This is a genomic window from Anaeromyxobacter sp. Red801, from assembly GCF_049201065.2.
GTDB lineage: Bacteria > Myxococcota > Myxococcia > Myxococcales > Anaeromyxobacteraceae > Anaeromyxobacter.
Genome location: NZ_CM181236.1, coordinates 2,341,270 through 2,367,428, shown reverse-complemented (window position 1 = coordinate 2,367,428; position 26,159 = coordinate 2,341,270). Strand labels below are relative to the sequence as shown.

General features: G+C 75.1%; 23 protein-coding genes. 16 read left to right on the top strand and 7 right to left on the bottom strand.

All coding sequences use genetic code 11. The annotated features are described in order from the left end of the window. Positions 1-34 precede the first annotated feature (34 nt). Complete coding sequence (pheA, locus tag ACOQFB_RS10905) at positions 35-868, top strand: prephenate dehydratase (protein WP_059436294.1); 834 nt, start codon at positions 35-37, stop codon at positions 866-868. Here the strand turns inward: pheA and ACOQFB_RS10900 are convergent. From ACOQFB_RS10900 to ACOQFB_RS10890, 3 genes are read right to left on the bottom strand one after another with little or no spacing between them, the layout of a single operon-like run. Beyond that, complete coding sequence (locus ACOQFB_RS10900) at positions 865-1,725, bottom strand: homocysteine S-methyltransferase family protein (RefSeq protein WP_421610267.1); 861 nt, start codon at positions 1,723-1,725, stop codon at positions 865-867. The genes pheA and ACOQFB_RS10900 overlap by 4 nt on opposite strands. After that, positions 1,722-2,981, bottom strand: coding sequence for a patatin-like phospholipase family protein (locus tag ACOQFB_RS10895; protein ID WP_421610266.1), 1,260 nt, complete (start codon positions 2,979-2,981; stop codon positions 1,722-1,724). Before ACOQFB_RS10895 ends, ACOQFB_RS10900 begins: the two co-directional genes overlap by 4 nt. Then, positions 2,978-4,360 carry an MBL fold metallo-hydrolase RNA specificity domain-containing protein gene (locus ACOQFB_RS10890; protein ID WP_059436292.1) on the bottom strand — a complete coding sequence of 461 codons (1,383 nt, stop codon included), beginning with the start codon at positions 4,358-4,360 and terminating at the stop codon, positions 2,978-2,980. The genes ACOQFB_RS10895 and ACOQFB_RS10890 overlap by 4 nt, the downstream gene beginning before the upstream one ends. 91 nt (positions 4,361-4,451) lie before the next feature. On the opposite strand from ACOQFB_RS10890, the gene ACOQFB_RS10885 reads away from it, so the two are divergent. From ACOQFB_RS10885 to ACOQFB_RS10865, 5 genes are all read left to right on the top strand, one after another. After that, a complete protein-coding gene (locus tag ACOQFB_RS10885; RefSeq protein WP_421610265.1) occupies positions 4,452-4,841 on the top strand; it encodes a (deoxy)nucleoside triphosphate pyrophosphohydrolase in 390 nt (129 codons plus the stop codon). A gap of 180 nt (positions 4,842-5,021) precedes the next feature. Beyond that, positions 5,022-7,139: an ATP-dependent zinc metalloprotease FtsH gene (ftsH, locus tag ACOQFB_RS10880; RefSeq protein WP_421610264.1), complete on the top strand. Its 2,118-nt coding sequence runs from the start codon at positions 5,022-5,024 to the stop codon at positions 7,137-7,139. A gap of 15 nt (positions 7,140-7,154) precedes the next feature. Next, on the top strand, positions 7,155-7,382 hold the full coding sequence (locus tag ACOQFB_RS10875) for an RNA polymerase sigma factor region1.1 domain-containing protein (RefSeq protein WP_059436290.1): 228 nt from the start codon (positions 7,155-7,157) through the stop codon (positions 7,380-7,382). Positions 7,383-7,442: 60 nt separating this feature from the next. Continuing rightward, the gene (locus tag ACOQFB_RS10870; protein WP_421610263.1) at positions 7,443-8,081 is read left to right on the top strand and encodes a nucleotide exchange factor GrpE; all 639 of its coding nucleotides are present in this window, start codon (positions 7,443-7,445) and stop codon (positions 8,079-8,081) included. A 114-nt stretch (positions 8,082-8,195) separates the two neighbouring features. After that, on the top strand, positions 8,196-9,767 hold the full coding sequence (locus ACOQFB_RS10865) for a trypsin-like peptidase domain-containing protein (RefSeq protein ID WP_059436288.1): 1,572 nt from the start codon (positions 8,196-8,198) through the stop codon (positions 9,765-9,767). 66 nt (positions 9,768-9,833) lie between these two features. On the opposite strand, the gene ACOQFB_RS10860 is transcribed toward ACOQFB_RS10865, so the two are convergent. After that, on the bottom strand, positions 9,834-10,448 hold the full coding sequence (locus ACOQFB_RS10860) for a DUF6066 family protein (protein ID WP_059436287.1): 615 nt from the start codon (positions 10,446-10,448) through the stop codon (positions 9,834-9,836). Between the two features lie 200 nt (positions 10,449-10,648). On the opposite strand from ACOQFB_RS10860, the gene ACOQFB_RS10855 reads away from it, so the two are divergent. The 3 genes from ACOQFB_RS10855 to ACOQFB_RS10845 all read left to right on the top strand — a co-directional run bounded on the left by ACOQFB_RS10855 (position 10,649) and on the right by ACOQFB_RS10845 (position 13,492). Beyond that, the gene (locus ACOQFB_RS10855) at positions 10,649-11,020 is read left to right on the top strand and encodes a PilZ domain-containing protein (RefSeq protein ID WP_059436286.1); all 372 of its coding nucleotides are present in this window, start codon (positions 10,649-10,651) and stop codon (positions 11,018-11,020) included. 95 nt (positions 11,021-11,115) lie between these two features. Further along, positions 11,116-11,883, top strand: coding sequence for an ABC transporter ATP-binding protein (locus tag ACOQFB_RS10850; RefSeq protein WP_059436285.1), 768 nt, complete (start codon positions 11,116-11,118; stop codon positions 11,881-11,883). A gap of 622 nt (positions 11,884-12,505) precedes the next feature. Then, on the top strand, positions 12,506-13,492 hold the full coding sequence (locus ACOQFB_RS10845) for a hypothetical protein (RefSeq protein WP_494492566.1): 987 nt from the start codon (positions 12,506-12,508) through the stop codon (positions 13,490-13,492). 123 nt (positions 13,493-13,615) lie between these two features. Here ACOQFB_RS10845 and ACOQFB_RS10840 read toward each other — a convergent pair whose 3' ends face one another. From ACOQFB_RS10840 to ACOQFB_RS10830, 3 genes are all read right to left on the bottom strand, one after another. Continuing rightward, the gene (locus ACOQFB_RS10840) at positions 13,616-15,142 is read right to left on the bottom strand and encodes a Glu/Leu/Phe/Val family dehydrogenase (protein WP_421610261.1); all 1,527 of its coding nucleotides are present in this window, start codon (positions 15,140-15,142) and stop codon (positions 13,616-13,618) included. A gap of 549 nt (positions 15,143-15,691) precedes the next feature. Beyond that, on the bottom strand, positions 15,692-16,060 hold the full coding sequence (locus tag ACOQFB_RS10835; protein ID WP_421610260.1) for a GIY-YIG nuclease family protein: 369 nt from the start codon (positions 16,058-16,060) through the stop codon (positions 15,692-15,694). Continuing rightward, positions 16,042-16,641 carry a DUF2239 family protein gene (locus ACOQFB_RS10830; protein ID WP_421610259.1) on the bottom strand — a complete coding sequence of 200 codons (600 nt, stop codon included), beginning with the start codon at positions 16,639-16,641 and terminating at the stop codon, positions 16,042-16,044. The genes ACOQFB_RS10835 and ACOQFB_RS10830 overlap by 19 nt, the downstream gene beginning before the upstream one ends. 271 nt (positions 16,642-16,912) lie before the next feature. Between ACOQFB_RS10830 and ACOQFB_RS10825 the strand changes: the two genes are divergently transcribed. From ACOQFB_RS10825 to ACOQFB_RS10795, 7 genes are all read left to right on the top strand, one after another. After that, a complete protein-coding gene (locus tag ACOQFB_RS10825; RefSeq protein ID WP_421610258.1) occupies positions 16,913-18,532 on the top strand; it encodes a multiheme c-type cytochrome in 1,620 nt (539 codons plus the stop codon). 73 nt (positions 18,533-18,605) lie between these two features. After that, entirely contained in the window at positions 18,606-20,390 is a 1,785-nt protein-coding gene (locus ACOQFB_RS10820) for a sensor histidine kinase (protein WP_059436279.1), read from the top strand. Further along, entirely contained in the window at positions 20,368-21,000 is a 633-nt protein-coding gene (locus ACOQFB_RS10815; protein WP_059436278.1) for a response regulator, read from the top strand. Before ACOQFB_RS10820 ends, ACOQFB_RS10815 begins: the two co-directional genes overlap by 23 nt. Positions 21,001-21,119: 119 nt before the next feature. Beyond that, positions 21,120-22,271, top strand: a complete 1,152-nt coding sequence (locus ACOQFB_RS10810; RefSeq protein WP_237757807.1) for a tellurite resistance/C4-dicarboxylate transporter family protein — start codon at positions 21,120-21,122, stop codon at positions 22,269-22,271. Next, a complete protein-coding gene (locus tag ACOQFB_RS10805) occupies positions 22,268-22,633 on the top strand; it encodes a hypothetical protein (protein ID WP_059436276.1) in 366 nt (121 codons plus the stop codon). Before ACOQFB_RS10810 ends, ACOQFB_RS10805 begins: the two co-directional genes overlap by 4 nt. A 110-nt stretch (positions 22,634-22,743) precedes the next feature. After that, the gene (locus ACOQFB_RS10800; protein WP_421610257.1) at positions 22,744-24,534 is read left to right on the top strand and encodes a transporter substrate-binding domain-containing protein; all 1,791 of its coding nucleotides are present in this window, start codon (positions 22,744-22,746) and stop codon (positions 24,532-24,534) included. Continuing rightward, on the top strand, positions 24,531-25,967 hold the full coding sequence (locus ACOQFB_RS10795; RefSeq protein ID WP_059436274.1) for a sigma-54-dependent transcriptional regulator: 1,437 nt from the start codon (positions 24,531-24,533) through the stop codon (positions 25,965-25,967). The genes ACOQFB_RS10800 and ACOQFB_RS10795 overlap by 4 nt, the downstream gene beginning before the upstream one ends. Positions 25,968-26,159: the final 192 nt, after the last annotated feature.

Sequence of the window (26,159 nt, the reverse complement as noted above, 5' to 3'; positions counted from 1 at the left end):
GCGCCCGCGCCGTCCCGTGATAGGAGTCGCGAGCATGCGCGTCGGATACCTCGGTCCCCCGGGCACCTTCAGCGAGGAGGCCGTCGCGCGCTGCGAGGCGGTCCGCGGCGCGGAGGCGGTGCCGTTCCCCACCTTCGCCGACGCCCACGAGGCGCTGCTGCGCGGCGAGCTCGACGCGGCCCTGCTGCCCATCGAGAACTCCATCGAGGGCGCGGTGAGCGCGGTGCTCGACCTGCTCGTGCACCGGCCCGGCGCGCGCATCCGGGCCGAGCTGCTCCTGCAGGTCCGCCAGCACCTGCTGGCCCGGCCCGGCACGCGGCTGGAGCAGGTGCGGCGCGTGCTCTCGCACCCGCAGCCGCTCGGGCAGTGCGCCCGGTTCCTGCGCACGCGGCTGCCCGCGGCGTCGCTCGAGCCCGCGCTCTCGACCGCGGAGGCCGCGCGCAAGGTGGCCGCCGGCGAGCCGGACGCGGCGGCGCTCGGCCCGCGGCGCGCCGCCGAGCGCTACGGCCTCGAGGTGCTGGCGGAGAACGTCCAGGACTCCGACGAGAACGTGACCCGGTTCGTGCTGCTGGCGCGCGAGGACGCCCCGCCCACCGGCGCCGACCGGACCAGCATCGCCTTCACGCTCGACCGCGACCGGCCGGGCGGCCTGTACGAGGTGATGGGCGAGTTCGCCCGCCGCGGCATCAACCTCTCCAAGATCGAGAGCCGGCCCACCAAGCAGGCCATGGGCCACTACGTGTTCTACCTGGACTTCGAGGGGCACCGCGCCGACCCCGCCGGCGCGAGCGCGCTCGAGGGCGTGCGCGCGCAGGTGCACGAGCTGCACCTCCTGGGCTCGTATCCGCGGACCGGCGCGCCGGTCTAGCCGGCCCGGGCGCGCGCCTGCAGCCGCCCCAGCGCGGCCAGGTGCCCGGGGCCGGCGCCGCAGCAGCCGCCGGCGACGGTGAGGCCCGCCTCGACCGCGGGCCGCAGCGCCTCCGCGAACGCGTCGGGCCCGAGCACCGCGCCGGGCAGCCCGGGGCTGGGCTTCGCCACGAACCGCACCGGCAGCCGCCGCGCGGCCCACCCCGCGAGCGCGGCGAGCGCCGCCCCCGCCGGCACGCAGTTCACCCCCGCCGCCGCGGCGCCGGCCTCCACGACCGCCTCGAGGAGCGCCTCGGCCGGCGTGCCGTCCGGCGCCGCGAGCCGGCCCGCCTCTTCACGGAGCGAGAACGTCACCACGGCCGGGAGCCCGGCGGCGCGCGCGGCGTCGAGGGCGAGGCGCGCCTCGGCGAGGTCCCACTGCGACTCGACCCAGAGCAGGTCGGCCCCGGCGGCGGCGAGCGCGTCCGCCGCCCGCGCGTAGCGGGCGCGCACCAGGCCGGCGTCCGGGGCCGGGCGACCGGGGCCGTAGAGCGCGGTCGGGCCGAGGTCGCCGGCCACGCGCGCGGCGGGGGCGGCCCCGCGCGCGAGGCGCACCGCGGCCGCGCAGAGCGCGCCGACCCGCTCCGGCGGGACGAGCGCGTCGAGGCGCGGGCCGGCCGCGTTGAACGTGCAGGTGAGCACCACCTCGGCGCCCGCCGCGGCGTGGGCGGCGTGGACGGCCGCGATCGCCTCGGGCCGCTCCAGCACCCAGGCCTCGGGCAGCGCGCCGGCGGGGAGGCCGGCGGCGAGGAGCGCCGTGCCCATGGCCCCGTCGAGCAGGGTGGGGCGCTCGAGCGGGCGCGGTGCCGTGGGGGTCATGCGGTGCGCGCCCCGGCGGCGGCGGGCTCGGCGAAGAAGGCGAGCAGGGCCTCGCGGCTCCGGCGCGCGTCGGCGTGGCCGAGCGCCATGAGCTCGTCGGCGAACTCGCCGTCGAACAGGAGGAAGCTGGCCAGGTCGGCGGCGCCGTCGGCCGCGGCCTCCACGTCGGCGGCGGCCCGGCGCAGCAGGCGCGCCGCCAGCGTGCCGGGGCGGAGGTGGCGGACCCGGCGGGCGGCGTGCTCGTGCGCGAGGACGCCGATGTCGCGGGACGGCCGGATCACGAGCTCGCGCACCCGGCGGAACGGCGCGCCCAGCTCGCGGGCGGAGAGCGCGGCGAGCTGCTCGGCGAACGCCGGGCCGAACACCTGCTCGGCGCGATCCATCATCGCGTTCACGTGCCGGAGGCGGTCGATGTCGTAGTCGGCGTGGTCGAGCAGCAGGGCGTTCAGCAGCCGGCCGAGCTGCGCGGCGGTGGTGGGGACCTCCTCCGGGTGGAGGCGGGGCGCCCGCTCCTCCTCGCGCCCCTCCGCGCGGAGCGCGATCACCAGCACCCGGTCGGCGCCGAGGCGGAGCGCGGGCGCGAGCGGCGTGTTCTGGCGGACGCTGCCGTCCACGAACCAGGAGTCCTCGATGCGGACCGGGCGGAAGAGCAGCGGGATCGCGCCCGAGGCGAGCGCGTGGGCGGGCCCGATGGCGCAGGCGCGGGCCTCGACGAGCGGGTCGCGGCTCCACGCGGGCAGCTCGCGCAGGCTCTCCACGAAGACCACCGCGCGGCCGGTGCCGAGGTCGGTGGCGCTGACCGTGAGCGCACCCACGTGGCCGTCGCGCACGTTGCGGTGCAGGCGCGGCCAGTCGATCCGCTCGTGGACGAGCTTGGCCAGCGCCTCCGGGAACACGAAGTCGGAGAGGCGCCAGCTCAGGTGGCGCATCCGCGTGGCGCGGAGCTGGCGGACGACGTAGCCGGGCAGCGCGGCCAGGTTGAGCGCGCTCCAGTGGAAGACCTTCTCCAGCCGCAGGCTGCGCCAGGCGGCGGCGAGCGCGACGCCCTGCTTCTCGGGAACGTCCGCGGTCGAGGCCATCACGCAGGCGTTCACCGCGCCGATGCTGGTGCCGGACAGGACGTCGAAGCGCGGCTGGTGCCCGAGCTCGGGCGCGAGCTCCTCGCGCAGGTAGCGGACGACGCCGGCCTCGTACGCGCCCCGCGCCCCGCCGCCGGACAGGACCAGCGCGGTGCGCCCGCGGTCCGCGCCGGTCACAGCCGGACCTCCTCGAGGTGCGAGGGCACGAGCGCGGCCCAGCCCAGCTCGTCCATGCGCGCCTTCGCCGCCGCCAGCGCGGTGGGCTCGCCGTGCACCAGGAACGTGCGGCGCGGCTGCGCCGGGAGCGTCGCCAGCCAGCGCCGGATCTCCGCCTCGTCGGCGTGGGCCGAGAACCCGCCGAGCGTCGCCACCCGCGCCTTCACCGGCACGTCCTCGCCGTGGATGCGCAGCGTCGCGGCGCCGTTCTGCAGGCGCCAGCCGCGGGTGCCGCCGGCCTGGAAGCCCACCAGCAGGACGGTGTTGCGCGCGTCGGGGAGGCGGCGCGCCAGGTGGTGGAGCACCCGGCCGCCGGTGGCCATGCCCGAGGCCGACAGGATGACGCAGGGGCCGCGCACGTCGTTGATGGCCTTCGACTGGTCCGGGCTGCGGCAGAACGTCAGCTTGGCGGGCCGGAGCGGCTCCTCGCCGGCGGCGATGCGCCGGATGGTCTCGTCGTCGTGGTCCTCGCGGTGCGCCAGGTAGATCGGGGTCGCGTCCACGGCCATGGGCGAGTCCACGAACACCGGGATGGACGGGATCTCGCCCCGGTCCTCCAGCTCACGCAGCGTGAACAGGACCTCCTGCGTGCGCCCCACCGCGAACGCCGGCACGACCAGCGCGCCGCCGGAGCGGACGACGGCGTGGACCTCGGCGGCGAGCGCGCTGGCGGGCGAGCCGGCCTCGTGGCGCCGGCCGGCGTAGGTGCTCTCGAGCACCAGGGCGTCGGCGGCGGGCCCGGGCTCGGGGTCGGGGAGGATGGGGGCGCCGTAGCGGCCCAGGTCGCCGCTGAACAGGAGCCGGGTCCCGCGGGCGCCCCCCACGCTCAGCTCCACCAGCGCGCTCCCCAGGATGTGGCCGGCGCGGTGGAAGCGGAGGGTCACGCCGGGCGCGATCCGGCGGGGCTCGGCGTACTGCAGCGGCGCGAGCCGGGGCAGCACCTCGAGCGCGTCCTGCTCGGTGTAGAGGGGGAGGGCGGGCGCGTGCTTCGAGTAGCCCTTCCGGTTCGCGTAGCGCGCCTCCTCTTCCTGGAGCCTCCCGGAGTCCGGGAGGAGCAGGCCCGCCAGGTCGCGGGTGGCCGGGGTGCAGTGGACCGGCCCGCTGAAGCCCTGGCGCCCCAGCAGCGGCAGCGCCCCGCTGTGGTCCACGTGCGCATGCGTCAGGACCACCGCCGTCAGGGATCGGGGGGAGACCGGCAAGGGGGCGCGGTTGCGGAGGCGCAGCTCCTTGTGGCCCTGGAACAGCCCCGCGTCCACCAGCACCCGGACCGAGCCGGTCTCGACCAGGAACCGTGAGCCCGTCACCGTGCCGGCCGCGCCGAGGAAGCGGATGGACGTCATCGTGGGCGAATTCTACAATCCCTTCACGCGCGCGGCGCGGCCCTCCTGCGCGCGGTGGGCACCACGGGACCGCAGACGGAGCGTTCACGACATGCGCCGGAAGATCCGCGTGGTGGGAGCGATGATCGAGCAGGACGGGCGCTACCTCATCACCCAGCGCCCGCCCACCGCCTCGCTGCCGCTGCTCTGGGAGTTCCCCGGCGGGCGCGTCGAGGCGGGCGAGACCGACCCGGCCGCGCTGGCGCGCGAGCTCGCCGAGGAGATGGGCATCGGCGTCGACGTCGGCGGTCGCGTGATCCACGTCGAGCACGCGTACGAGGCCTACGACATCGACTTCTGCGTGTACCGCTGCCGCCTGGTCCGCGGGCCCATCCAGCACATCCGCGTGCACGACCACCGCTGGGTCCGGCCGGACGAGCTCGATCAGTACGAGTTCCCGCCGGCCGACGAGAAGAGCATCGCGAAGCTGCTCGGCCTGTAGCCCGGCTCGCCCCCGCCGTCCGCGCCGCGCCGCCCGCATGGGCCGGCGCCGGCTCCCGCCACGCGTGACCCGTCCGCAGGCCCCCGACGGCGAGCAGCCTGCCGGGGCCCTCCGCGCTTACCCGGATTGCCCGATCCCCGGACGTGCGCAGATTGGCTGCGAAGGGGGCGGGAGGCCTCGGTGTCGGCAGACGAGAAGAAGGGCCACGGGCAGCGCAGCGAGCGGGGGCGCGGGCCCGGCGGGCCTGGCCCCCAGTCCCGGATCCCGCTGGCGTCGCCGGCGGCGTGGCTGGTCCTGATCGCGCTCGCCATCTTCCTGTTCCGCGCGTTCCAAGACGTGGGCGTGCGGCGCATCCCGTACTCGCAGTTCAAGGAGATGGTCCGCCAGGGCGCGTTCGAGCGCGTCGTGATCGGGCCGGACTGGGTCCGCGGGGTGCCGAAGCCGGTGGAGGCCGGCGCGGCCCAGGGCGGCGGCGCGCAGCCGCAGCCGGCGCAGGGCGAGGGCGAGCGCAACGGGCAGGCGCTGCCGTACGTCGCCACGCGCATCCCGGGCGGCGGCGACGACCTGGTGCAGGCCGTGGAGAAGGCCGGCGTGCCCTACGACGCGGTGGCCGGAGGCGGCATGGGCGACCTGTTCTGGGTCTGGATCGCGCCGATCGCGATCGGGCTGCTGTTCTGGGCCTGGGTGATGCGGCGCATGTCCGGGCAGCTCGGGCAGGGCCCACCGGGGGTGATGGCGTTCGGGAAGTCGCGGGCCCGCATCCACATGGAGCCGGACACCGGCGTGACGTTCCAGGACGCGGCCGGCATCGACGAGGCCGTGGAGGAGCTGCAGGAGATCGTCGAGTTCCTGAAGACGCCGGAGAAGTACCGGCGGCTGGGCGGCCGGATCCCGAAGGGCGTGCTGCTGGTCGGGCCGCCCGGCACCGGCAAGACGCTGCTGGCGCGCGCCACCGCGGGCGAGGCGGGCGTGCCGTTCTTCTCGCTCTCCGGCTCGGAGTTCGTGGAGATGTTCGTGGGCGTGGGCGCCGCCCGCGTGCGCGACCTGTTCGCGCAGGCCACGCAGAAGGCGCCCTGCATCGTGTTCATCGACGAGCTGGACGCGCTCGGCAAGTCGCGCAACGCCGGCATCGTGGGCGGGCACGACGAGCGCGAGCAGACGCTGAACCAGCTCCTCGCCGAGATGGACGGCTTCGACGCCCGCGCCGGGCTCATCATCATGGGCGCCACCAACCGGCCCGAGATCCTGGATCCGGCGCTGCTGCGGCCGGGCCGCTTCGACCGCCAGGTGCTGGTGGACCGGCCCGACAAGCGGGGCCGCGAGCAGATCCTCCGGATCCACGCGCGCAACGTGAAGCTCGGGCCGGACGTGGACCTGCGCTCGGTGGCCGCGCGCACCCCCGGGTTCGCCGGCGCCGACCTCGCCAACGTGGTGAACGAGGCGGCGCTGCTGGCCGCCCGCCGCAACAAGAACCACGTGACCCGCGCCGAGTTCGAGGAGGCCATCGAGCGGGTGGTGGCCGGGCTCGAGAAGAAGAGCCGCCGCATCAACGAGCGCGAGAAGGAGATCGTCGCCTTCCACGAGGCGGGGCACGCGCTCGTGTCGTGGATGCTGCCGTTCGCCGATCGGGTCTCGAAGGTCTCGATCATCCCGCGCGGCCTGGGCGCGCTGGGCTACACGCTCCAGCTCCCGCTGGAGGACCGCTACCTGCTCACCCGCAGCGAGCTGCGGGACCGCATGGCCGGCCTGATGGGCGGGCGCGTCGCCGAGGAGGAGGTGTTCGGCGAGCCGTCCACCGGCGCCTCCAACGATCTGCAGCACGCCACCGCCGTGGCGCGGATGATGGTGCGCGATTACGGGATGAGCCGGGCGCTCGGGCCGGTGTCGCTCGGCGACCAGGGCGGGCCGACGTTCCTCGGCGTGAAGGGGTTCGAGACCCGGTCGTACTCCGACCACACCGCGCTGGCGGTGGACCGCGAGGTGCAGGCGCTGGTGGAGGAGGCGCAGGAGCGCGCGCGGACGGTGGTGCGCGAGCACCGGGAGCGGCTCGACGCGCTCGCGGCGCGGCTGCTCACCGTCGAGGTCGTCGAGGAGGACGAGATCACGCGGCTGTGGGGGCCGAAGGTGGTGCGGCCCGGGACCATCGAGGGGCGCGGCCACGAGGAGTCGCCGCCGGAGGCGCCGAACCGTCCCGTGGCCGCCTCGGCGGACGCGAGCGCGGGCTTCGGGCGGTCCGCCCCGCAGGCGCCGCAGGCGGTCGCCGGGCACCCGGGCGGCGACCGGGATCGCGAGCCGTGAGGAGGCGGCGCGACGGTGAGGCACGGCAGCGAGAGCCACGAGGCGCGCAAGGCGCTCTTCCAGATCGGGATCCGGCGCGGCACGCTGACCGTCGCCGAGATCGACCGCGCGCTGCCGCCTGGGAGCCTCTCGCCGGCGGAGCGGTGGCTGCTGTTCTACAGCCTGCGCGCGGCCGGGGTGGAGATCCGCGACGCGCAGGGCGAGCAGGTGGACGCGCTCCCCGGCGAGCCCCCGCCGCCCTGATCCCCATCGGCGTTTGACACGACCTTTCCGCTGGTTAGCTTGCCTGCCGGAGGTCGTGACATGGCAGACGAACGCCGCGACGCCTCCGCGCCGGGCGCGGAGGGTCAGGTGAAGGTGGTGGATCGACGCCGGTTCCGGCAGGACGGGGAGCCCATCGCCCCGCCCGGCGCCGGCGCACCGCAGGACGAGGAGGGCGGGCCGGCCCTGGGCGCGGCCGCCGAGGCGCGCCTGGCCGAGCAGGCCGCGCGCATCGACGAGCTGACCCGCGCGTACGCCGCGCTGGTCGAGGACAACAAGGCCTTCCGGCAGCGCCTGGAGCGCGAGCGGACCCGGGTCGTGGACGCCGAGCGGGCCGGCGTGGCGCAGACGCTGCTCGAGGCGACGGACGACCTGGAGCGCGCCCTCGCGGCCGCGTCCGCGCCGGGGGAGCCCACCGACGAGCGGCTGGGCCACCTGATCGAGGGCGTGCGTCTTTCACTCAGCGTGCTGCACCAGCGCATCGGCGCGCTCGGGGCCGAGCGGATCGCCACCCTCGGCCAGCCGTTCGACCCGCACGTGGCAGAGGCGGTGGACACCGTCGCGGTCGGAGATCCGTCGCAGGACGGCGTGGTGGTGCAGGAGATCCGCGCCGGATACCGCGTCGGCGACCGCGTGCTCCGCCCCGCCAGGGTCCGCGTGGGGAAGGTGGCGCGCGCGTGATGCCGCGCCCCACGCCGCGCCGGCCGGCCCGCGGCGCGGGGAATAGAATCCGGGCCCGAGCGTCCTTGGAACGTGACTGAACGTCTCTACATGACCAACCCCAGGAGAGGGGCCATGCGCCTCATCACCCGAATCGTCACCGTCTCTCTCGCAGCCGCCGCGATCTTCGCGTGCACGCGGGACGGCAGCGCGGCGACCGCGTCCGCCGCGCCCGCGGCGGCGCCGTCCCAGCAGCTGTTCCGCGACGCCGCGGCCGCCGCGCCCGGCCCCGAGGCCGCGGTCCCGGTGCAGACCTCGCTCGCGCCGCTCATCGACAAGCTCCGCCCGGCGGTGGTGAACATCTCCACCACCACCGTCACCAAGCACCCGCGCGTGCAGCGCGGCCCGCGCGCCCAGAACCCGCACGGCGGCACGCCGGACGAGGGCTTCGAGGACTTCTTCGAGCGCTACTTCGGCCGGCCCGCGCCGGAGATGCCCGAGGAGTTCAAGGGCTCGTCGCTCGGCTCCGGGTTCCTGCTCAACACCGAGGGCTTCATCCTCACCAACAACCACGTGGTGAAGGACGCCACCGACATCCGCGTGCGGCTCTCGGACGACCGCGAGTTCGGCGCGAAGATCGTCGGCCGCGATCCCCTCACCGACGTGGCGCTCATCCAGCTGGTGAACCCCCCGAAGAACCTGCCGACGGTGGTGCTGGGCGACTCCGACGCGCTCCGCCAGGGCGACTTCGTGCTCGCGCTGGGCAGCCCGTTCGGCCTGCGCGACACCGCCACGCTCGGCATCGTGTCGGCGAAGCACCGCCCCGGCATCAACCCCGGCGGCACCTACGACGACTTCATCCAGACCGACGCCGCCATCAACCCCGGCAACTCGGGCGGCCCGCTGTTCAACCTCCGCGGCGAGGTGGTCGGCATCAACACCGCCATCGTGTCGCCGCAGATCGGCCAGGGCATCGGCTTCGCGGTGCCCATCAACATGGCGAAGGCGCTGCTGCCGCAGCTCAAGGAGAAGGGCAAGGTCACGCGCGGCTTCCTGGGCGTGTCGGTGTCCGACCTGTCGCCGGATCTGATCCAGGGCTTCGGCCTGCAGCCCGGCACCAAGGGCGCGCTGGTCCAGAACGTGGTCCCGCGCTCGCCGGCCGACAAGGCGGGGCTGCAGCCCGGCGACGTGGTGGTGGCGCTGAACGACAAGACGGTCGAGACGGCCGGCGCGCTCACCCGCGGCGTCGCCCTGGTCTCGCCCGGCCAGACCGCGAACCTGACCGTGCTGCGCGGCGGCCAGAAGAAGCAGTTCGCGGTGAAGGTGGTGCAGCGCCCGGAGGACGGCGAGGCGGTCGGCCGCGGCGAGCAGGGCGGCGGCGAGGAGGGCGGCGGGCAGGGCGCCCGCGATCAGTCGCCGAAGCTCGGCGTCTCCATCGCCCCCATCACCCCGGACCTCGCGCGCCAGTTCGGCGTCGAGCCGGGCGAGGGCGTGGTGGTGGTGGACGTCACCGAGGGCGGCCCGGCCGACCGGGCCGGCATCCGCCGCGGCGACGTGATCCTCGAGGCCAACCGCCAGAAGGTGGCGAAGCCGGAGGACATGAGGTCCGCGGTGGCGAAGCTGAAGGAGGGCGACATGGCGCTCCTCCGCGTCCGCCGCGGCGACGCCGCCGTGTTCATCGCGGTGCCGGTGGGCGGCGGCAAGTAGCCCGCCTCGCCGCGACCGCTCCCGCGCCGCCCTCCGCACCCGGGGGGCGGCGCGGCCGTCTCCGGCTCAGAACACCTTGGAGGCGATGGGCGCGCCGGTGCGGGCGTCCAGCACGCGCACGGCGAGGAAGCGCGCGGCGACGCCCTCGTAGCTGCCGGCCTCGCCCTTCCGCTTCAGCTTCCAGGGCTTCTCGGGCCGGAAGACGATCTCGAGCTCGATCGCGCCGGTGCGGAACGGGCTCTCGAACTCCATCTCCATCGTCCCGTCCGGCAGCGTGCCCTGGATCGGCAGGAGCCCGACGAGCGGGTGGCCCTGCGCGTCCTGGCGCAGCGGCGCGCCGTGCGTGAGCGCGACGCCGCCGCCGTCCACGAACGGCGTGAGCAGCAAGAGGAACCGGCCGTCGCCGCGCACCTCGGGCTTCACCAGCGGCGCGGCGTCCTGCACCCGCACCGCGAAAGTCTTCCCGTCCGCGCTGCGGCGGGTCGCGGCGACGTTCGCCTCGCAGGTGCGCCGCTCGTAGACGTCCACGCAGTGGCCCACGTAGCGGACCAGGAACGGCTCGAGCGCGTCGAGCCGCTCGGCGCCGCGGGCGACCGCGTCGAAGTCCGCGGCGCGGGCAGGGGCAGGCGCGAGCGCGGCGGCCGCGATGGCGAGGGTGACGGAGCTCAGGAGTGCACGCATGTCGATGGTCTCGGTGGAGGAGAGGGGGCGGGCCCGGCGGCTCGCCGCGGGGCCGCGAGTGTACCGTGGCGCGGGTACCCCGAAGGATCCCCGGTGATCCCGCGCAGGTGGGACCCGAGGCGGGGCAGGTGAGCGAGGGTGATCTTTTTGACTACATCGCCCCACCATCGTAGGCTCTGGTCCGTTCCGAGGAGGACGGGATGCTCTGGAGCCGGCGAGAGGCGCGGAAGGTGGTGGCGGCGGCGGGACCGGATCGGCGCGCGGCGCCTCGGCTCGACAAGGTCTTCCGCGTGTACCTGGAGGGCGACACCGGCTGCGGCCTGGGGATCGCCCGGAACATCTCCGAGGGCGGCATGTTCGTGGAGACCCGCTCGCCCCAGCCCATCGGCTCGCAGGTGCGGATCACGTTCCCGTCCGAGAACGGCGACATGATCGCGGTGGCCGAGGTGCGGTACGTCTGCCACCTGCTCGGGCGCGGCGCGACCGCGGGGGGCCCGCTCACCATGCGCGGCATGGGCATGCGGTTCCTGTACTTCGAGCTGGACGAGGCCGTGCCGTCCCTCCTGCAGTGAGGTCCCCGGGGTGCGCGTCCGCGCGCCCCTCCGGTTCACCGTCCGTCGCCGGCGGCGCCTTGCCGCCCCCCGGTCGCCGTGTTACCCGGACCGGGATGCTCGCCATCGAGACGCACGGGCTCACCCGGCTGTTCGACGGGAAGCCTGCGGTCCAGGATCTCTCGCTCGCCGTCCCGGCCGGCGCCTTCTACGGCTTCCTCGGGCCGAACGGCGCGGGGAAGAGCACCACCATCAAGATGCTGACCGGCCTGCTCGCGCCCACCTCCGGGCGGGCCGCCGTGCTGGGGACGGACCTCGCGCGGGACCCGCTCGCGGTGAAGCGGCAGGTGGGGGTGGTGCCGGACGGGCTCGGGCTGTTCGAGCGGCTCACCGGCGCCGAGCAGCTCCGCATCCACGGGCAGCTCTACGGCCTGCCGCGGGCCGAGGCGGCGCGGCGCGCCGACGAGCTGCTCGGGGCGCTGGAGCTCGCGGATCAGGCCGGGAAGCTGGTGGGCGAGTACAGCCACGGCATGAAGAAGAAGCTCGCGCTGGGCTGCGCGCTCATCCACGGCCCGCGCCTGCTGTTCCTGGACGAGCCGTTCGAGGGCATCGACGCGGTGGCGGTCTCGGGGATCCGTGGGCTTCTGCAGGACCTGGTGGCGCGCGGCGCCATGACGATCTTCCTCACCAGCCACGTGCTCGAGGTGGTGGAGCGGCTGGTCACGCACGTCGGGATCGTGCGCGAGGGGCGGCTCGCGGCGCAGGGGACGCTGGAGGAGGTGCGCGGCGCGGCGGAGACGCTCGAGCAGGTCTTCATCCGCACCGTCGGCGAGGAGCGGCCGCGCCCCGGGCTCTCCTGGCTGGGCGAGGGCGGCGCCGCGTGAGCGCGGGCGGACCGCTGCGCGCGCTGGCCGAGCTCCGGCTGCGGGTGCTCTGGCGGCGGCTGCGCGGCGGCTCGGGCGTGCCGGAGCTGGTGGCGCGCATTGCCACCTTCGCGTTCGCGATCCCGGCCGGCCTGGTCTTCGCCGGCCTCACCGGCGCGGGCGCGTACCAGGCGGCGCGCGCGGGCCCGGGCCTGCGCTCGTCGATCCCGGTGGCGGCGCTCTACTTCGGCGTGTGGCAGACCTGGATGGCGGTGTCGCTCTCGGTCTCGGACCGCTCCCAGCTCGACCTGCGCCGGTTCCTCGTCTACCCGCTGCCGCCGGCCCGGGTCTACGGCTACGGCCTGGCCGCGTCGGTGCTGGGCGACCCGTTCACCTGGTTCTGGTGCCTGCTGCTGCTGGGCGCCTTCGCGGGCGCCGCGCTGGCGCGGCCGGGCGCGTGGCTGGCGCTGCTCGCGCTGGTGAGCCTCGGCTTCGTGGCGGCCACCGCCGCCATGGCGGCGCTGGTGCAGGAGCTCCTGGGGCGGCTGCTGCGCGGGCGGCGGGTGCGCGAGCTCGGCATCGCGGCCATCTACCTCGGCCTGGCGTTCCTGCTCCTCTCCTCGGGCGGCGGCCCGCGGCCGGGGTGTTCCAGGCGATCCGGACGCTGGCCCGGTTCCGCTGGCTGGCCTACCCGGCGGCGCTGGCGAGCGAGGCGGGGGCGGCGCTGTTCACCGGCCGCAGCGCGGCGGCGCTCCCCTGGATCGCGGCGCTGCTCGCCGCCGGCGCGCTCTCGGGCTGGGCGGCCTACCGGCTCGCGCTCGCCGACGCGCGGTCGGGCGGGGAGGGCGCCGGCGGCGCGGCGCGCGCGGCCGGCGGCGGGTGGCGGCTGCGGGGCCGGCTCGCGCCGCTCCTCGAGAAGGAGCTGAAGTACCTGGCGCGCCACCCGCTCGTCACCGTCCTCGCGCTCATCGTCCCGGCGCTGTCGGCGTTCTTCGGCTGGAAGGTGGCGCCGCACCTGCCGGCGGAGGCGGGGGAGGTGGTGAGGCTCCTGCCGCTGGTGGGGCTCGCGATGTACACGCACCTCGCGACCGAGGTGTTCTGGCTGAACGCCTTCGGCGGCGACCGCGGCGGCGCGCGGGCGTGGTTCCTCGCCCCGGTGCGCCTCGAGGACGCGCTCGCCGCCAAGAACGGCGCCGTCTACGCGCTGGCGCTCGCGCTCTTCGCCGCGAGCGCGGCGGCCCTGACCGCCGCCGCGGGGGCGCCCCCGGCCTGGGCGGTCGCCGCGGCGGTGGCGCTCCACGCCGGGGCCGCGCCCTGGTTCCTCGCCGCCGGCAACGTGGTCTCGGTGCTGGTGCCGCGGGCGGCCTCGACCTCGATCCAGCGCGGCGGCCGCCTGTCGCCGCTCACCGCGCTCGCCGGCATGGCGCTGGTCTCGGCGGTGAGCGCGGTGTTCGCGCTCCCGGTGCTGGCGGCGCTGCGCCTGGAGTGGCCCTGGCTGGTGGCGGCGTCCTGGGCCGCGCTGGGCGCGCTGGGCCTCTGGCTGTACCGCCTGGCGCTGCCGCGCACCGCGCGCCTGCTCTCGGCGCGGCGCGAGGCGCTGCTCGCGGCGGTGGCGGGCGACGAGGAGTGAGGGAGGGGCCGCCGGACGCGCCGGAGGTCCGCTCGTGGTGAGCCCGTCGAACCACGAGCGGATGAGGCGCCGGAGGTCCGCTCGTGGTGAGCCCGTCGAACCACGAGCGGACGGGCGGATCGCCTACTGCGAGAACCCTTCCAGCAGGTAGTGCGCCTCGATGCGCTTCAGCGCGAGCACCATGGCGGCGGTGCGCACGTCCACCTGCTGGCCGACGCAGTACGGCCGCGAGTCGTAGAGCGGCGTGCGCTGCGGGCGGTTCAGCGAGATGTCGCGGATGATGGCGTAGTTCTTCTTGATGGCCTGCTCGAGGCGGGCGTTCACCTCGGCCTCGGACCAGTGCTCGAGGCGCTGGTTCTGCAGCCACTCGTAGTACGAGACCGTCACGCCGCCGGCGTTGCAGATGATGTCCGGGATGACCTCGATCTTGCGCGCGGCGAGCACGCGGTCGCCCTCGCGCGTGGTCGGGCCGTTCGCGGCCTCGGCCACCAGGCGCACCTTGAGCCGCTCCGCCACCGGGCCGTCGATCTCCTCGCCGAGCGCGGCCGGGATGCAGATGTCGGCCTCCACGCCCCAGAAGTCGTCCTTGGAGATGGCGGTGCCGCCGGTGAACCCGGCCACCGTCTTCTTCAGGTTCTTCGGGTTCTGGTGGACGTGCTGCGCGAGCGCGTGGACGTCGAGGCCGGCGTCGGCGTGGATGGTGCCGAACGCGTCGTTCACCGCGACGATCTTGGCGCCCATGGCGGCGAGGATCTCGGCCGCGTTCGAGCCCACGTTGCCGAAGCCCTGCACGAGGACGCGCGCGCCCTTCAGGTCGAACTTGTGCTCGCGCGCCCACTCCTCGATGCAGTAGACGACGCCCTGGCCGGTGGCGCGGACGCGCCCCTCCGAGCCGCCGATGCGCACGTCCTTGCCGGTGACCACGCCGCGCAGGCGGTGGTGCTCGCGCTCACCGTCGGTGAACTGGCGCATCATCATCGCCATGATCTCCCCGTTGGTGTTCACGTCCGGCGCGGGGATGTCGATGTACGGGCCGATGAGCCCCTTCATCTTGTAGATGAAGCGCAGCGTGAGGTGCTCGATCTCCTCCTTCGAGTAGTTGAAGGGGTCGATCTTGATGCCGCCCTTGGCGCCGCCGAACGGGATCTCGGCGATGGCCGTCTTCCAGGTCATGTCGGCGGCGAGCGTCTTGAACAGGTCGAGCGAGACGTCCTTGTGGTAGCGGATGCCGCCCTTGTACGGCCCGCGCACCTGGTTGTGCTGGATCCGGTACGCCTTGAACTTCTTCGGCCCGCCCTTCTCGATCCGGAAGAAGCCCTTGCCCGGGATGTTCATCACGCCCGAGCGCATGGTGATGTCCGCCTTGAGCAGCGCGCGGCGGTGCAGGACGTAGTTGCCGTTCGCGAGCGGCTCGAACGCGTCGGCGGCCTTCACGTCGGAGGCGGGCAGGTCGCGGAACTTCGCCTGCTCGTCGGGGGACAGCGGCACCAGCCGGTCCCTCGTCTCGACGGTGACGTAGAAGATGTGCTCGAAGTCCGGCTCCTCCAGCTCCATGCGGACGCGCGGGTCCATCTTGATGAGGTCCGCGGCCCGGTGAAACGTCTCCATCGCCTCGTCGTAGAAGCTCGTCTTCCCGTTGCGACCGGCCATGTCGGTGATTGCCTCGCGTAATGAGGGAGTTCCGAAGGCGGGCGAATGGTAGCCTTCGATCCCTCGTTAATCAATGTTCCGTCTTGTCCGAAAACGCCAGTCCTTACGGTAGGATGTCGTCAAGCGTCGGCCCCCCTGCCAGCTCTGCTCACCCCCGGCGGAGGGTATTTCGGCGGGCGGAATCTAGCAGCCGGCCGCGCCGGTTCCTGCGCCCCAAGTGAAGGGCGCCCATGCCGCAGCGCGGCGCAATCCTCGGCACCCGGTGCGGAGGCGCGCGTGCCCGGCGCCGGACGCGCCGCGGCACCTGGGATGGCGCCATGGCCGTGCCGACGCTGGAGACGCCGCGGGGGGAGGCGTGGCACTGGACCATCCGGCGGAAGGAAGCGCCCGGCCGGCTGGTCGGCGCCAGAACGCGCCGTCCCGGCGGATCTCGGCGCGCTCCGGGATGCGGCGCATCGGCGTGGAGGAGCGCGCGTTCGTGGCGGGCCGGCTGCCGGCCGAGCTCTGGGAGCTGACCGCGACGGAGTGGCGCCGGCACCGCGGGCGGCCTCACGCGGCGGGGTCGCGCGCCCGCGGCGGCAGGTGATAGCCGCGCTCGCCCCACGGGCGGAGCCGCTCGATCCACGCCGCCTCGAGCCGCCGCAGGGCGTCCCGGCGCCAGACGAGCCCGTCCTCGTCCTCCTCGAGGACCTGCAGCACCTCGAGGACGAACGCGTCGGGCCCGAGCGCCGCCACGTCGGCGCGCAGCCGCGCGTTCGGGTGCGTGCCGCTCGCCAGCGTCAGCCGCCGCCCGTTCAGCGTCCGCAGGTTGAGCGTGCTCTCGACGAGGATGCGCCCGTCGCGCACGTTGCGGATCTGGTAGACGGCCGCGACCGGCCTCTCCTCGCGCGCCTGCCGCTTCAGCTCCTTGCGGTCCATGCCCCGTCCTCTCCCTGCGCCGGTCGCTCCAGGCGCTCGGCCTCCTCCGCCAGCGCGAGCAGGTGCGCCCGCACGTCCCGCGGCCACGCCCGCACCAGCGTCCGGAGGCGCTGGCCGTCGCGCGCGTACAGCGCGCGCGAGGCCTCCTCGGCGCCGGGCAGGTCGCCCGCGATCGCCCACATGAACCGGTCGGCGGCCTCGCGGACCCGGCGCGCGCGGGCCCGGTCCGGCTCGCGCCGGCGCGCCTCGTCCACGAGCCGCCGCAGCGCCGCCGAGATCCCGCCCGGCTGCCGCTCGAGCCACTCCCAGTGGCGCGGCAGGAGCGAGATCTCGCGGCTCACCACGCCCAGCCTGGGCCGGCCCGGGCCCGCGCGGCGCGGCGGCTCGGCGCGGGCCAGCACCTCGGCCACGGTGCCGCGCAGGTCGAAGTCCACCTGCTTGCCGCTCGCATCGTGGAACACGAGCGCCGGCGCCCCGCTGGCGTCGTGGTGCGCCTTCAGCGCGGGCAGCACCTCGCGCAGCGCGCCGGACGCGATCCGCCGCGCGCCCGCGAACGCCGTGTAGCGATCCTCGTCCGCCATCGCCTCGCTCCGCCTGCCGGGAATTCCACCCGGGTGAAATCCGGCGCAGGCTTACCGCGGGGAGGGCGGGGCGGTCAATAACGCCCGGGTGAAATCATCGCGCCACCGAAGGAGCGGTCCGGGGTACCCAAATAGCGGTGCCGCTCATGGGGCGGATCGCGCAAGTGCGCGATTCCACGTGGCGTGCACCCTGGCAGGCGCCTTGCTCTCGTGGCGGGCGCCGCGCGGCCCCCGCCGCGCGCCAACCTCGAACGCGCCTCCGAGAGGATCCATGCACCCACGTCGCCTCGCGCTCCTCGCCGCCCTCTGCCTCGCGCCGGCCGCCCTCGCGGCCGCGACGGCCTCCGCCAAGCCCGGCGGCAAGCCCGCCGCGATGCCCGGCGCCGCTCCCCCGGCCGCGGCCGCCGCGCTCTCCACCCGCTCGCAGGCCTGCCTCGACTGCCACGCCGACGCGAACGCCGGCATCGTCGAGCAGTGGCACGAGAGCGCCCACGCGAAGAAGGGCGTCGGGTGCCTCGAGTGCCACCAGGCCTCGAAGGGCGACGCCGACGCGTTCGAGCACAACGGCGAGCTGGTCGCGACCATCGTCACGCCGCGCGACTGCGCCCGCTGCCACGCCACCGAGAGCGCCGAGTTCGGCAAGAGCCACCACGCCAAGGCCGGCAACATCCTCGCCTCGCTCGACAACCAGATCGCCGAGACCATCGAGGGCGCGCGCGAGCCGTTCGCGCCGTTCGCGCCGTCCGCCGCCGGGAAGGCCGGCGGGCCCGCCGGCCCGGTGAACGGGCTCGCCAGCGCGCAGGCGGGCTGCCAGCAGTGCCACGGCAACAAGACCGCGCTGAAGGCGAGGACCGGCGCGCCCATCACGGTGGACGACCTGAAGCCCGGGCCCGACGGCAAGCCCACCCGGCCCGAGGTGCTGGCGCGGGTCCTGCGCGACGCGGAGGGCAAGCCGGTGTTCGTGGAGGGCACCTGGCCCAACACCGGCATCGGCCGGCTCAACCTGGACGGCTCGCTCGGCTCCTGCGCCGCCTGCCACAGCCGCCACGACTTCTCCGCGCGGCGCGCGCGCCAGCCGGAGGCCTGCGGCACCTGCCACCTCGGCCCCGACCACCCGCAGAAGGAGATCTACGAGTCGTCCAAGCACGGCGTCGCCTACCGCGACGCGCGCGAGCGCATGAACCTGGACGGCAAGAGCTGGGTGCTCGGCAAGGACTACGCGGCCGCGCCGACCTGCGCCACCTGCCACATGTCCGCGAACGTGAACGGCGGCAAGGTCACGCACGATCCCGGTGAGCGCATCTCCTGGACGAACCGCCCGCCGGTCTCGCTCCCCATGGACACCGACGCGGACCACCGGGTGGTCACCGCGTCCGACCCGGCCCGCCGGAAGGCGGCGGTGGTGGACACCGCCGCGCAGAAGCGCGACCGCATGAAGACCGCGTGCAACGTGTGCCACGCGACCTCCACGGTGGACGCGGCCTACCGGCAGTACGACGACCTCGTCGCGCTCTACAACGAGAAGTTCGCGAAGCCCGGCCAGGCGCTCATGGACGCGCTGTACGCGCAGGGGATCCTGACCCGCACGCCGTTCGACGAGAAGATCGAGTGGGAGTGGTTCGAGCTGCACCACCACGAGGGCCGCCGCGCCCGCCACGGCGCCGCGATGATGTCCCCGGACTACGCGCACTGGCACGGCATGTACGAGGTCGCGAAGCGCTTCTACGAGGGCGTGGTGCCGGAGGCGCGCGAGGCCATCGCGCACGCCGAGGCGGCCGGCCGCAAGACGCAGGCGCGGGCCGCCACCGCGGTGCTCGACGGGATCCTCGCCCGCCCCGAGCACGCCTGGTACCTGCAGGAGAAGGCGTCGCGGGTGCAGGCTGCCCCGTAGGCGCGACCGCGCCCCGTCCTGGCTGCCGGGGGCGCCCGCACGGGCGCCTCCGGCGCGCTAGGGTGATCGCTGCGTGCGCAGGCTCCTCACCGTCCTCGGGACGCTCCGCGGCAGGCTGGTGCTGCTGGTCTGCTTCGCGACGCTGCCCGCGATGCTGTTCACGTTCTACGCGGCGAGCGCGGAGCGGACCGCGGTGGTGCGGCGCATCGAGCAGGAGGCGCTGCTGCTCGCGCAGCTCGCCTCGCGCGAGCACGGCCACCAGCTCGAGGGCGCGCGCACGCTGCTGCGCCGCCTGGCCGGGCTGCTCCGGGCCGCGCCGGAGGCCGGCGACGCGGCCCGCTGCCCGGAGCTGCTCCCGGCGCTCCTCGCCGGGTACCCGCAGTTCACCACCATCGGGATCCTCTCGCCGGACGGCCGGCTCCGCTGCAGCGCCCGGCCCGCGCCGCCCGGGGTGAGCTTCGCCGGGAACGCGGCGCTCGAGCGCGCGCTCGGGTCCTCCGACGTCGAGGTGGGCGAGTACGCGGTCGGCCCGGTGGTGGGGCGCCCGGTGCTCCACCTCGCCTACGCGGTGCGCGGCGCCGGCGGCGCGCCCGCCGAGGTGCTGTTCGTCGGGCTCGATCTCCAGTGGCTCGACCAGCTCGCGCGCCAGGCCGAGCTGCCGGCCGGCTACGCGCTCGTGCTCGCCGACCGGAACGGCACCGCGCTCGGCCGCTCCGGCGACGACGCCTGGCCGGCCCGGGCGGCGCGCGATCCCGCGCTGGCCCGGGCGGTGGACGCGCCGGGCCAGGGCACCGTGGCGGAGGCGTCCGGCACCGACCGGCGCTTCCTGGTGGCCGCCCCGGTCGCGGCGGTGCCGGGCGTCTCGGTGGTGGCGAGCCTGCCGTACACGCGGGTCGCGGCGCAGGCGAACCGCGCCTTCTACCGGACGGTGGCGGGGCTGGCGCTGCTCACGCTGTTCACCATCGGCTGCGTGCTGCTCGCGGCCGAGGTGTCGGTGCTGCGCGTGCTCCGGCACCTCGCGCGCACCGCGCGGCGCTTCGGGGAGGGCGACCTCGCGGCGCGCGCCGAGACGCCGTCGGCGCACGGCGAGCTCGCGGAGCTGACGCGGGCGTTCAACGCCATGGCGGACGCGCTCGCGGCGCGCCAGCGCGAGGCGGCCGAGGTCCAGGGCCGGCTCCGCGCCATGTCGCACCGGCTGGCGGCGGCGCGGGAGGCGGAGGCGGCGGCCATCGCGCGGGACCTGCACGACGAGCTGGGGCAGGTGCTCACCAGCGTGAAGGTGGACCTCGCCGCGCTGCAGCGGGCGGGCGCCGGGGGCGAGGACCCGGAGGCGCGGCGCGCGCGCTTCGCCGAGCTCGCGCAGCGGCTCGACGAGGCGGTGGCGTTCGTGCGGCGGGTCTCCTCCGACCTCCGGCCGCCGGTCCTCGACCGGCTCGGCCTCCCCGCCGCGCTCGAGGGGCTGGTGCGGGACCTCGAGCAGCGGACCCGGCTGGCGGTGATGCTGGACGTGGACCCGTCGGTCGAGCCGGTCGAGTGGCTCCCGGCGGTCACGCTGTTCCGGATCGTGCGCGAGGCGCTCACCAACGTGGTGCGCCACGCCGGCGCGACCGAGGTCTCGATCGACCTGCGCGGCACCCCGGCCGCCCTGGTCCTCACCGTGCGCGACGACGGCAAGGGCATCGGCCCCTGGGCGGCGGACGACCGGCGCTCGCTGGGCATCCAGGGCATGCAGGAGCGCGCGCTGCTGGTGGACGGCACCTTCGAGATCGCCGGGACGCCGGGCGGCGGCACGACCATCGTGGTAACGATCCCTCGGACGAGGACGGGCGGGCCCGATGCTGCGCATCCTGCTGGCTGACGATCACGCGATGTTCCGGTCCGGGCTGCGGCGCATCCTCGAGGCCGAGTTCCCGGGCGCGTCGGTGGGCGAGGCGGCCACCATCGCCGAGCTGCAGGAGCGGCTCGGGGCGCAGGCGTGGGACGTGCTGCTGCTCGACATCTCCATGGCCGGGCAGAACAGCCTGAACGCGCTCCCGCCGCTGAAGGAGCGGCACCCGCGCCTGCCGGTGGTGGTGCTGAGCATGTACGGCGACCGCCAGTTCGTGATCCAGGCGCTCCGCGCCGGCGCGTCCGCATACCTGACCAAGGAGCGCGCGCCCGAGGAGCTGATCCGGGCCATCCGCAGCGTGCTGGCCGGCCGGCGCTACGTCGGCGACGAGCTGGCCGAGCAGCTCGCCGACCACCTGGCCGGCGGCGGCACCGGGAGCCCGCACGAGCGGCTCTCGCCGCGCGAGCTGGAGATCTTCCTGCAGCTCGCCGCGGCGCGGTCGGTGTCGGAGATCGCCGAGCGGCTCGAGCTCAGCGTGAAGACCGTCAGCACCTACCGCAGCCGCATCCTCGAGAAGATGGCCCTGCGCTCGAACGCCGAGCTGATGCAGTACGCCGTGCGCCACGGGCTGGTCGGGTAGGGCGGCGCGGCCCGCCCGGGCGTCGGACGGACGCCGACACCCGGGGCGACCGACGTCCTACGCGCGCGTCGGACGCCGGCCGATGCACGCGGCGCCGCGCCGTCGGCATGCTGTGGGGCATGGAGACGGCCGTCCGCCCCGAGCCCGCGCTGCACCCGCTGCGGGAGCACCTCGCCGCCGGGCTGAAGGGGCTTCACCCCGCGTACTTCGCGCTGGTGATGGCCACCGGCATCGTGTCGATCGTCTCCGACCTCCTCGGCCTGCGCGAGGCGGCGACGTTCCTGTTCTGGCTGAACGTGCCGGCGTACGGGGTGCTCTGGGCGCTCTTCGCGGCGCGCGCGCTCGTGTTCCCGCGCGCCCTGGCCGCGGACCTCGCCAGCCACCAGCGCGGCCCCGGCTTCTTCACCGCGGTCGCGGCCACCTGCGTGCTCGGGCTGCAGCTCCTGCTGCTGCGCGGCGACGCGGCGGCGGCGCTCGCGCTGTGGTGGGTGGGGATGCTGCTCTGGTGCGCCTGCACCTACGCGGTGTTCGTGGTGCTCGCGGTGCGGGATCCCAAGCCGACGCTGGGCGAGGGCATCAACGGCGGCTGGCTCGTCGCGGTGGTGGCGACGCAGTCGGTGGTGGTGCTCGGGACCCGGACGCTCGTCCCGCGCTTCCCCGGCAGCGAGGCGGTGCTGTTCTTCCTCGCGTCGCTCTGGCTGTGCGGCGGGATGCTCTACGTCTGGATGATCTCGCTCATCTTCTACCGCTACATGTTCTTCCGCTTCTCGCCGTCCGACCTGATGCCGCCCTACTGGATCAACATGGGCGCGGTCGCGATCTCGGTGGTGGCGGGGACCTCGCTCGCCGCGGCGGCGCCCGGGTCCGCGTTCCTGGGCGCGCTCCTCCCGTTCGTGAAGGGGCTGACGCTCATGTTCTGGGCGACCGCCACCTGGTGGATCCCGATGCTGGTCCTGCTCGGGATCTGGCGCCACGGCGGCCCGTCCCGTATCCGGATCGCGTACGACCCGCTGTACTGGGGCCTGGTGTTCCCGCTGGGCATGTACGCGCTGTGCACCTACCGGCTGGGGGAGCTGTTCGCGATGCCGGTCCTGCCCTGGGTGGCGCGCGCCTTCGCGACGGTGGCGCTGGCCGCGTGGCTGCTCACGGCGCTCGGCCTGACCGGCCGCATCCTCCAGCTCGTCGTCCTGGCCGTGCGATCGCTCCACGCGGAGCGGGGCGCGGCCGGCCCGCAACCCGGCAGTCTCGAGCGAATGGCGAGGAGATCATGAACCGACCCGGCGTCCTCACGTCCCCTGGCAGCATCCCGCTCCGGCCGCGGCGGCGCGATCCGTCCGGCGCCGCGGCCGCCCGCGCGCGCGTCGAGGCGCGCCAGCGGCTCGGGAAGGTCCTGGTGGTGGCGGGCTGGATCGTCGCGCTCGCCGGCGTCGCCGTCTACTGCGTGAGCAGCTTCGCCGCCGGCGCCGACGCCGACCTCGCCGCGATCCTGATCGACGGCGCCATCCCCGCCGCGCGGGCCGGCCTGGCGGTGGTGGGCGTCGGCACACTCACCTGGGTGGTCGGCTCGATCCTCCACCTGAACGCCTCCCTCGACGCCGCGGATGCGGAGCGGGACGGGCCGCTCGAGGGCTGAGCGGGGCCGCGGCGTTGCGCCGCGCCGTTCCGGCTGGCGGCACGTCGGCGGCCGGATCATGTAGAAGGACGCCGCGCCCGGCCGCCGTCCCGACCGCGGGGCGCCACTGCATGCTCCACGCCGACGCCGACCCCCCTGGGCGCCGCGCCTCGACCGGCCAGCACCTGCTCCGCGCCTCGGTGGCGCTCGGCTGCGCGCTCGCGCTCGCCGCGCCGGCGGTGGCCGCCGACGGCGCCCCCTCCGGCCGCGCGCCGGCCCGCGAGCGCGTGATCGTCGGCGGCGACCAGAGCTACCCGCCCTACGAGTTCCTCGACCAGCAGGGCCGGCCGGCGGGCTTCAACGTGGATCTCACCCGGGCCGTGGCCCGCACGGTGGGGCTGGAGGTCGAGTTCCGGCTCGGCCGCTGGGCCGACATGCGGCGCGCCCTCGAGTCCGGCGAGATCGACGCGCTGCAGGGCATGTCGTTCTCCGAGGAGCGCGCCAGGGAGGTGGACTTCACCCCGCCCAGCCTGATCGTCCACCACGCCATCTTCGCGCGGAAGGGCGACCGGCCGGTCCGCTCGCTCGCGGACCTCGCCGGCAAGGAGGTGCTGGTCCTGCGCAGCGGCATCATGCACGACACCCTCCGGCGCGAGCACCCGGAGGTGAAGGTCGTCCCCGCCGACACCCACGCCGACGTCCTGCGCCAGCTCGCGGCGGGCAGGCACGACTACGCCGTGATGGCGAAGCTGCCGGGGCTGTACCTCATCCGCGAGATGGGCCTCTCCAACCTGACGGCGATGGACCAGCCGGCGGCGGTCGAGCGCTACGGCTTCGCGGTGCGCCGCGGGAACGAGGCGCTCGCCGCCCGGCTCGCCGAGGGGCTGGCGATCGTGCGCAACACCGGCGAGTACCAGGCCATGTCCGAGGCCTGGCTGGGCGTGCTCGAGCCGCGCGGGCCCAGCGTGCAGCAGATGCTGCGCTGGGGCGCGTTCGTGGTGATCCCGCTGGTGCTCCTGCTCGCGACCATGGCGGCCTGGTCCCGCACGCTGCACCGCCAGGTCGCCGTCCGGACCGCGGACCTCACCCGCGAGATCGCGGAGCGCAAGCAGAAGGAGGAGGAGCTGCGCGCGAACCAGCAGCAGCTCCTCCAGGCCGACAAGATGGCGGCGCTCGGCGTGCTGGTGTCGGGCGTGGCCCACGAGATCAACAACCCGAACGGCCTGATCCTGCTCGACCTCCAGGTGCTCGACGACGTGCTGCGCGACGCCACGCCCATCCTCGACGCGCACGCCCGCGAGCAGGGGGACTACACGCTGGGCAGCCTGCGCTGGTCGCGGCTGCGCGAGGCCCTGCCCGGGATGGTCTCGGATGCGCTCGGCGCGTCACGAAGGGTGAAACGAATCGTGGAGGACCTGAAGGACTTCGCCCGGCAGGGGCCGCCGGAGCTCCGCGACGGCGTGTCGATCGACGAGGTGGTGGGGGCCACGGCGCGGCTCGTGGAGGCGCTCGTCAAGAAGAGCACCGACCGCTTCGAGGTGCAGCTCGCGCCCGGGCTGCCCGCGATCCGGGGGAGCCCGCAGCGCCTGGAGCAGGTGCTGGTGAACCTCCTCGTCAACGCCTGCCAGGCGCTCCCGGACCGGTCGCGCGGCATCCGCCTGCGCACGTACGTGGACGCCGCGAAGGGCGCGGTCTGCGTCGAGGTGCGGGACGAGGGCGTCGGGATCGAGCCGGAGCACCTGGCCCGGCTCACCGACCCGTTCTTCACCACCAAGCGCGACACCGGCGGCACCGGGCTCGGGCTGGCCGTCTCCGCGGGCATCGTGAAGGAGCACGGCGGCACGCTCGAGTTCGAGTCGGTGCCGGGGCAGGGCACCACCGTGCGCATGCTGCTGCCCGTCGTCCGGAGGGAGGCCGCGTGACCGGGCTCGCGTATCCGCCGTTCGCCGTGCTGCTCGTGGACGACGAGCCGGGCTGGCTCCGGACCATGTCGCTCAGCCTGGAGCGCTCGCTCGGCGTCACGAACCTGCTCACCTGCGAGGATCCGCGCGAGGTGATGGGCGTGCTGGAGCGGCACGAGGTGGGGCTGGTGCTGCTCGACCTCACCATGCCGCACCTGCCCGGCGAGGAGCTCCTCCGCCGGATCGTGGAGGCGCACCCGGACGTCTCGGTGATCGTGGTGAGCGGGCTGAACCAGCTCGAGACGGCCGTGCGCTGCATGCAGGCGGGCGCCTTCGACTACTTCGTGAAGACCAGCGAGGAGGACCGGATCGTCAAGGGGGTCGGGCGGGCCATCCGCATGCAGGAGCTGCAGCGCGAGAACCGCGAGATCCGCCGGCGCTTCCTCGACGACGCGCTCGAGCACCCCGAGGCGTTCGACCGGATCGTCACCGCCGACGCGCGGATGCACGCGGTCTTCCGCTACGTGGAGGCGGTGAGTCGGAGCCGCCAGCCGGTGCTGGTCACCGGCGAGAGCGGCACCGGCAAGGAGCTGATCGCGCGCGCGGTGCACCAGGTGTCCGGCCGCGCCGGCGAGCTCGTGCCGGTGAACGTGGCCGGGCTGGACGACACCGTGTTCGCGGACACGCTGTTCGGCCACGTGCGCGGCGCGTTCACCGGCGCCGCCGAGGCGCGGGCCGGCATGGTGGAGCGCGCCGGGGAGGGCACGCTGTTCCTCGACGAGATCGGCGACCTGAGCCCGGCGTCGCAGGTGAAGCTGCTCCGGCTGCTGCAGGAGGGGGAGTACTACCCGCTCGGCTCGGACCGGCCGCGCTGGATGCGGGCCCGGGTGGTGGTGGCGACGCACCACGACCTGGCGGCGCGGCAGGCCGCGGGCACGTTCCGCGCCGACCTGTACTACCGGCTCCGCGCCCACCACGTGCACCTGCCGCCGCTCCGGGAGCGGCGGGGCGACATCCCGCTGCTGCTCGAGCACTTCCTCGCCGAGGCGGCGCGCGAGCTCGGCAAGAAGAAGCCCACCCCGCCGAAGCAGCTCGCGGCGCTGCTCGCGAGCTACGCGTTCCCCGGCAACGTGCGCGAGCTGCGCGCCATGGCGTTCGACGCGGTGGGCGCGCACCAGGGCCGGGTGCTGTCGATGGAGGCGTTCCGCCGCGCCATCGGCGAGGCCGAGGTGGCGCACGAGGGCGACCGGCGCGGCGAGGCGCCCGCCAGCCCGTTCGCGGCGCTGGAGCGCATCCCCACGCTGGACGAGGCCGACGAGCTCCTGGTGCAGGAGGCGCTCCGGCGCGCCGACGGCAACCAGTCGCTCGCCGCGCGCTTGCTCGGGATCACGCCGTCGGCGCTCTCGAAGCGCCTGAAGGCGCGGCGCGAGGCCGAGGGCCAGCGCGAAGGGTAGGGAGCTTCCTCAACTCGTTGAGTTTGGTCACGGCGGGTCAAGCCCGCCGGATTCCTGGGCTTGCGCGCGCGCCGGCGTCCGGCGCGTTTCCTTTGCTCAACCCCCTTCGCCGTGCGCGCCCCTGCCGCACCGTGAGTCCAACCGGGCGCGGCGGCTCGCGATCCGCGGCGCCGCCGGCGCTGGCACCGCGGT

Coding starts and splice junctions, on each gene's coding strand:
- pheA (WP_059436294.1), top strand. CDS start 35: ATGCGCGTCGGATACCTCGGTCCCCCGGGCACCTTCAGCGAGGAGGCC.
- ACOQFB_RS10900 (WP_421610267.1), bottom strand. CDS start 1,725: ATGACCCCCACGGCACCGCGCCCGCTCGAGCGCCCCACCCTGCTCGAC.
- ACOQFB_RS10890 (WP_059436292.1), bottom strand. CDS start 4,360: ATGACGTCCATCCGCTTCCTCGGCGCGGCCGGCACGGTGACGGGCTCA.
- ACOQFB_RS10885 (WP_421610265.1), top strand. CDS start 4,452: ATGCGCCGGAAGATCCGCGTGGTGGGAGCGATGATCGAGCAGGACGGG.
- ACOQFB_RS10870 (WP_421610263.1), top strand. CDS start 7,443: ATGGCAGACGAACGCCGCGACGCCTCCGCGCCGGGCGCGGAGGGTCAG.
- ACOQFB_RS10865 (WP_059436288.1), top strand. CDS start 8,196: ATGCGCCTCATCACCCGAATCGTCACCGTCTCTCTCGCAGCCGCCGCG.
- ACOQFB_RS10860 (WP_059436287.1), bottom strand. CDS start 10,448: ATGCGTGCACTCCTGAGCTCCGTCACCCTCGCCATCGCGGCCGCCGCG.
- ACOQFB_RS10855 (WP_059436286.1), top strand. CDS start 10,649: ATGCTCTGGAGCCGGCGAGAGGCGCGGAAGGTGGTGGCGGCGGCGGGA.
- ACOQFB_RS10850 (WP_059436285.1), top strand. CDS start 11,116: ATGCTCGCCATCGAGACGCACGGGCTCACCCGGCTGTTCGACGGGAAG.
- ACOQFB_RS10840 (WP_421610261.1), bottom strand. CDS start 15,142: ATGGCCGGTCGCAACGGGAAGACGAGCTTCTACGACGAGGCGATGGAG.
- ACOQFB_RS10835 (WP_421610260.1), bottom strand. CDS start 16,060: ATGGACCGCAAGGAGCTGAAGCGGCAGGCGCGCGAGGAGAGGCCGGTC.
- ACOQFB_RS10830 (WP_421610259.1), bottom strand. CDS start 16,641: ATGGCGGACGAGGATCGCTACACGGCGTTCGCGGGCGCGCGGCGGATC.
- ACOQFB_RS10825 (WP_421610258.1), top strand. CDS start 16,913: ATGCACCCACGTCGCCTCGCGCTCCTCGCCGCCCTCTGCCTCGCGCCG.
- ACOQFB_RS10815 (WP_059436278.1), top strand. CDS start 20,368: ATGCTGCGCATCCTGCTGGCTGACGATCACGCGATGTTCCGGTCCGGG.
- ACOQFB_RS10810 (WP_237757807.1), top strand. CDS start 21,120: ATGGAGACGGCCGTCCGCCCCGAGCCCGCGCTGCACCCGCTGCGGGAG.
- ACOQFB_RS10805 (WP_059436276.1), top strand. CDS start 22,268: ATGAACCGACCCGGCGTCCTCACGTCCCCTGGCAGCATCCCGCTCCGG.
- ACOQFB_RS10800 (WP_421610257.1), top strand. CDS start 22,744: ATGCTCCACGCCGACGCCGACCCCCCTGGGCGCCGCGCCTCGACCGGC.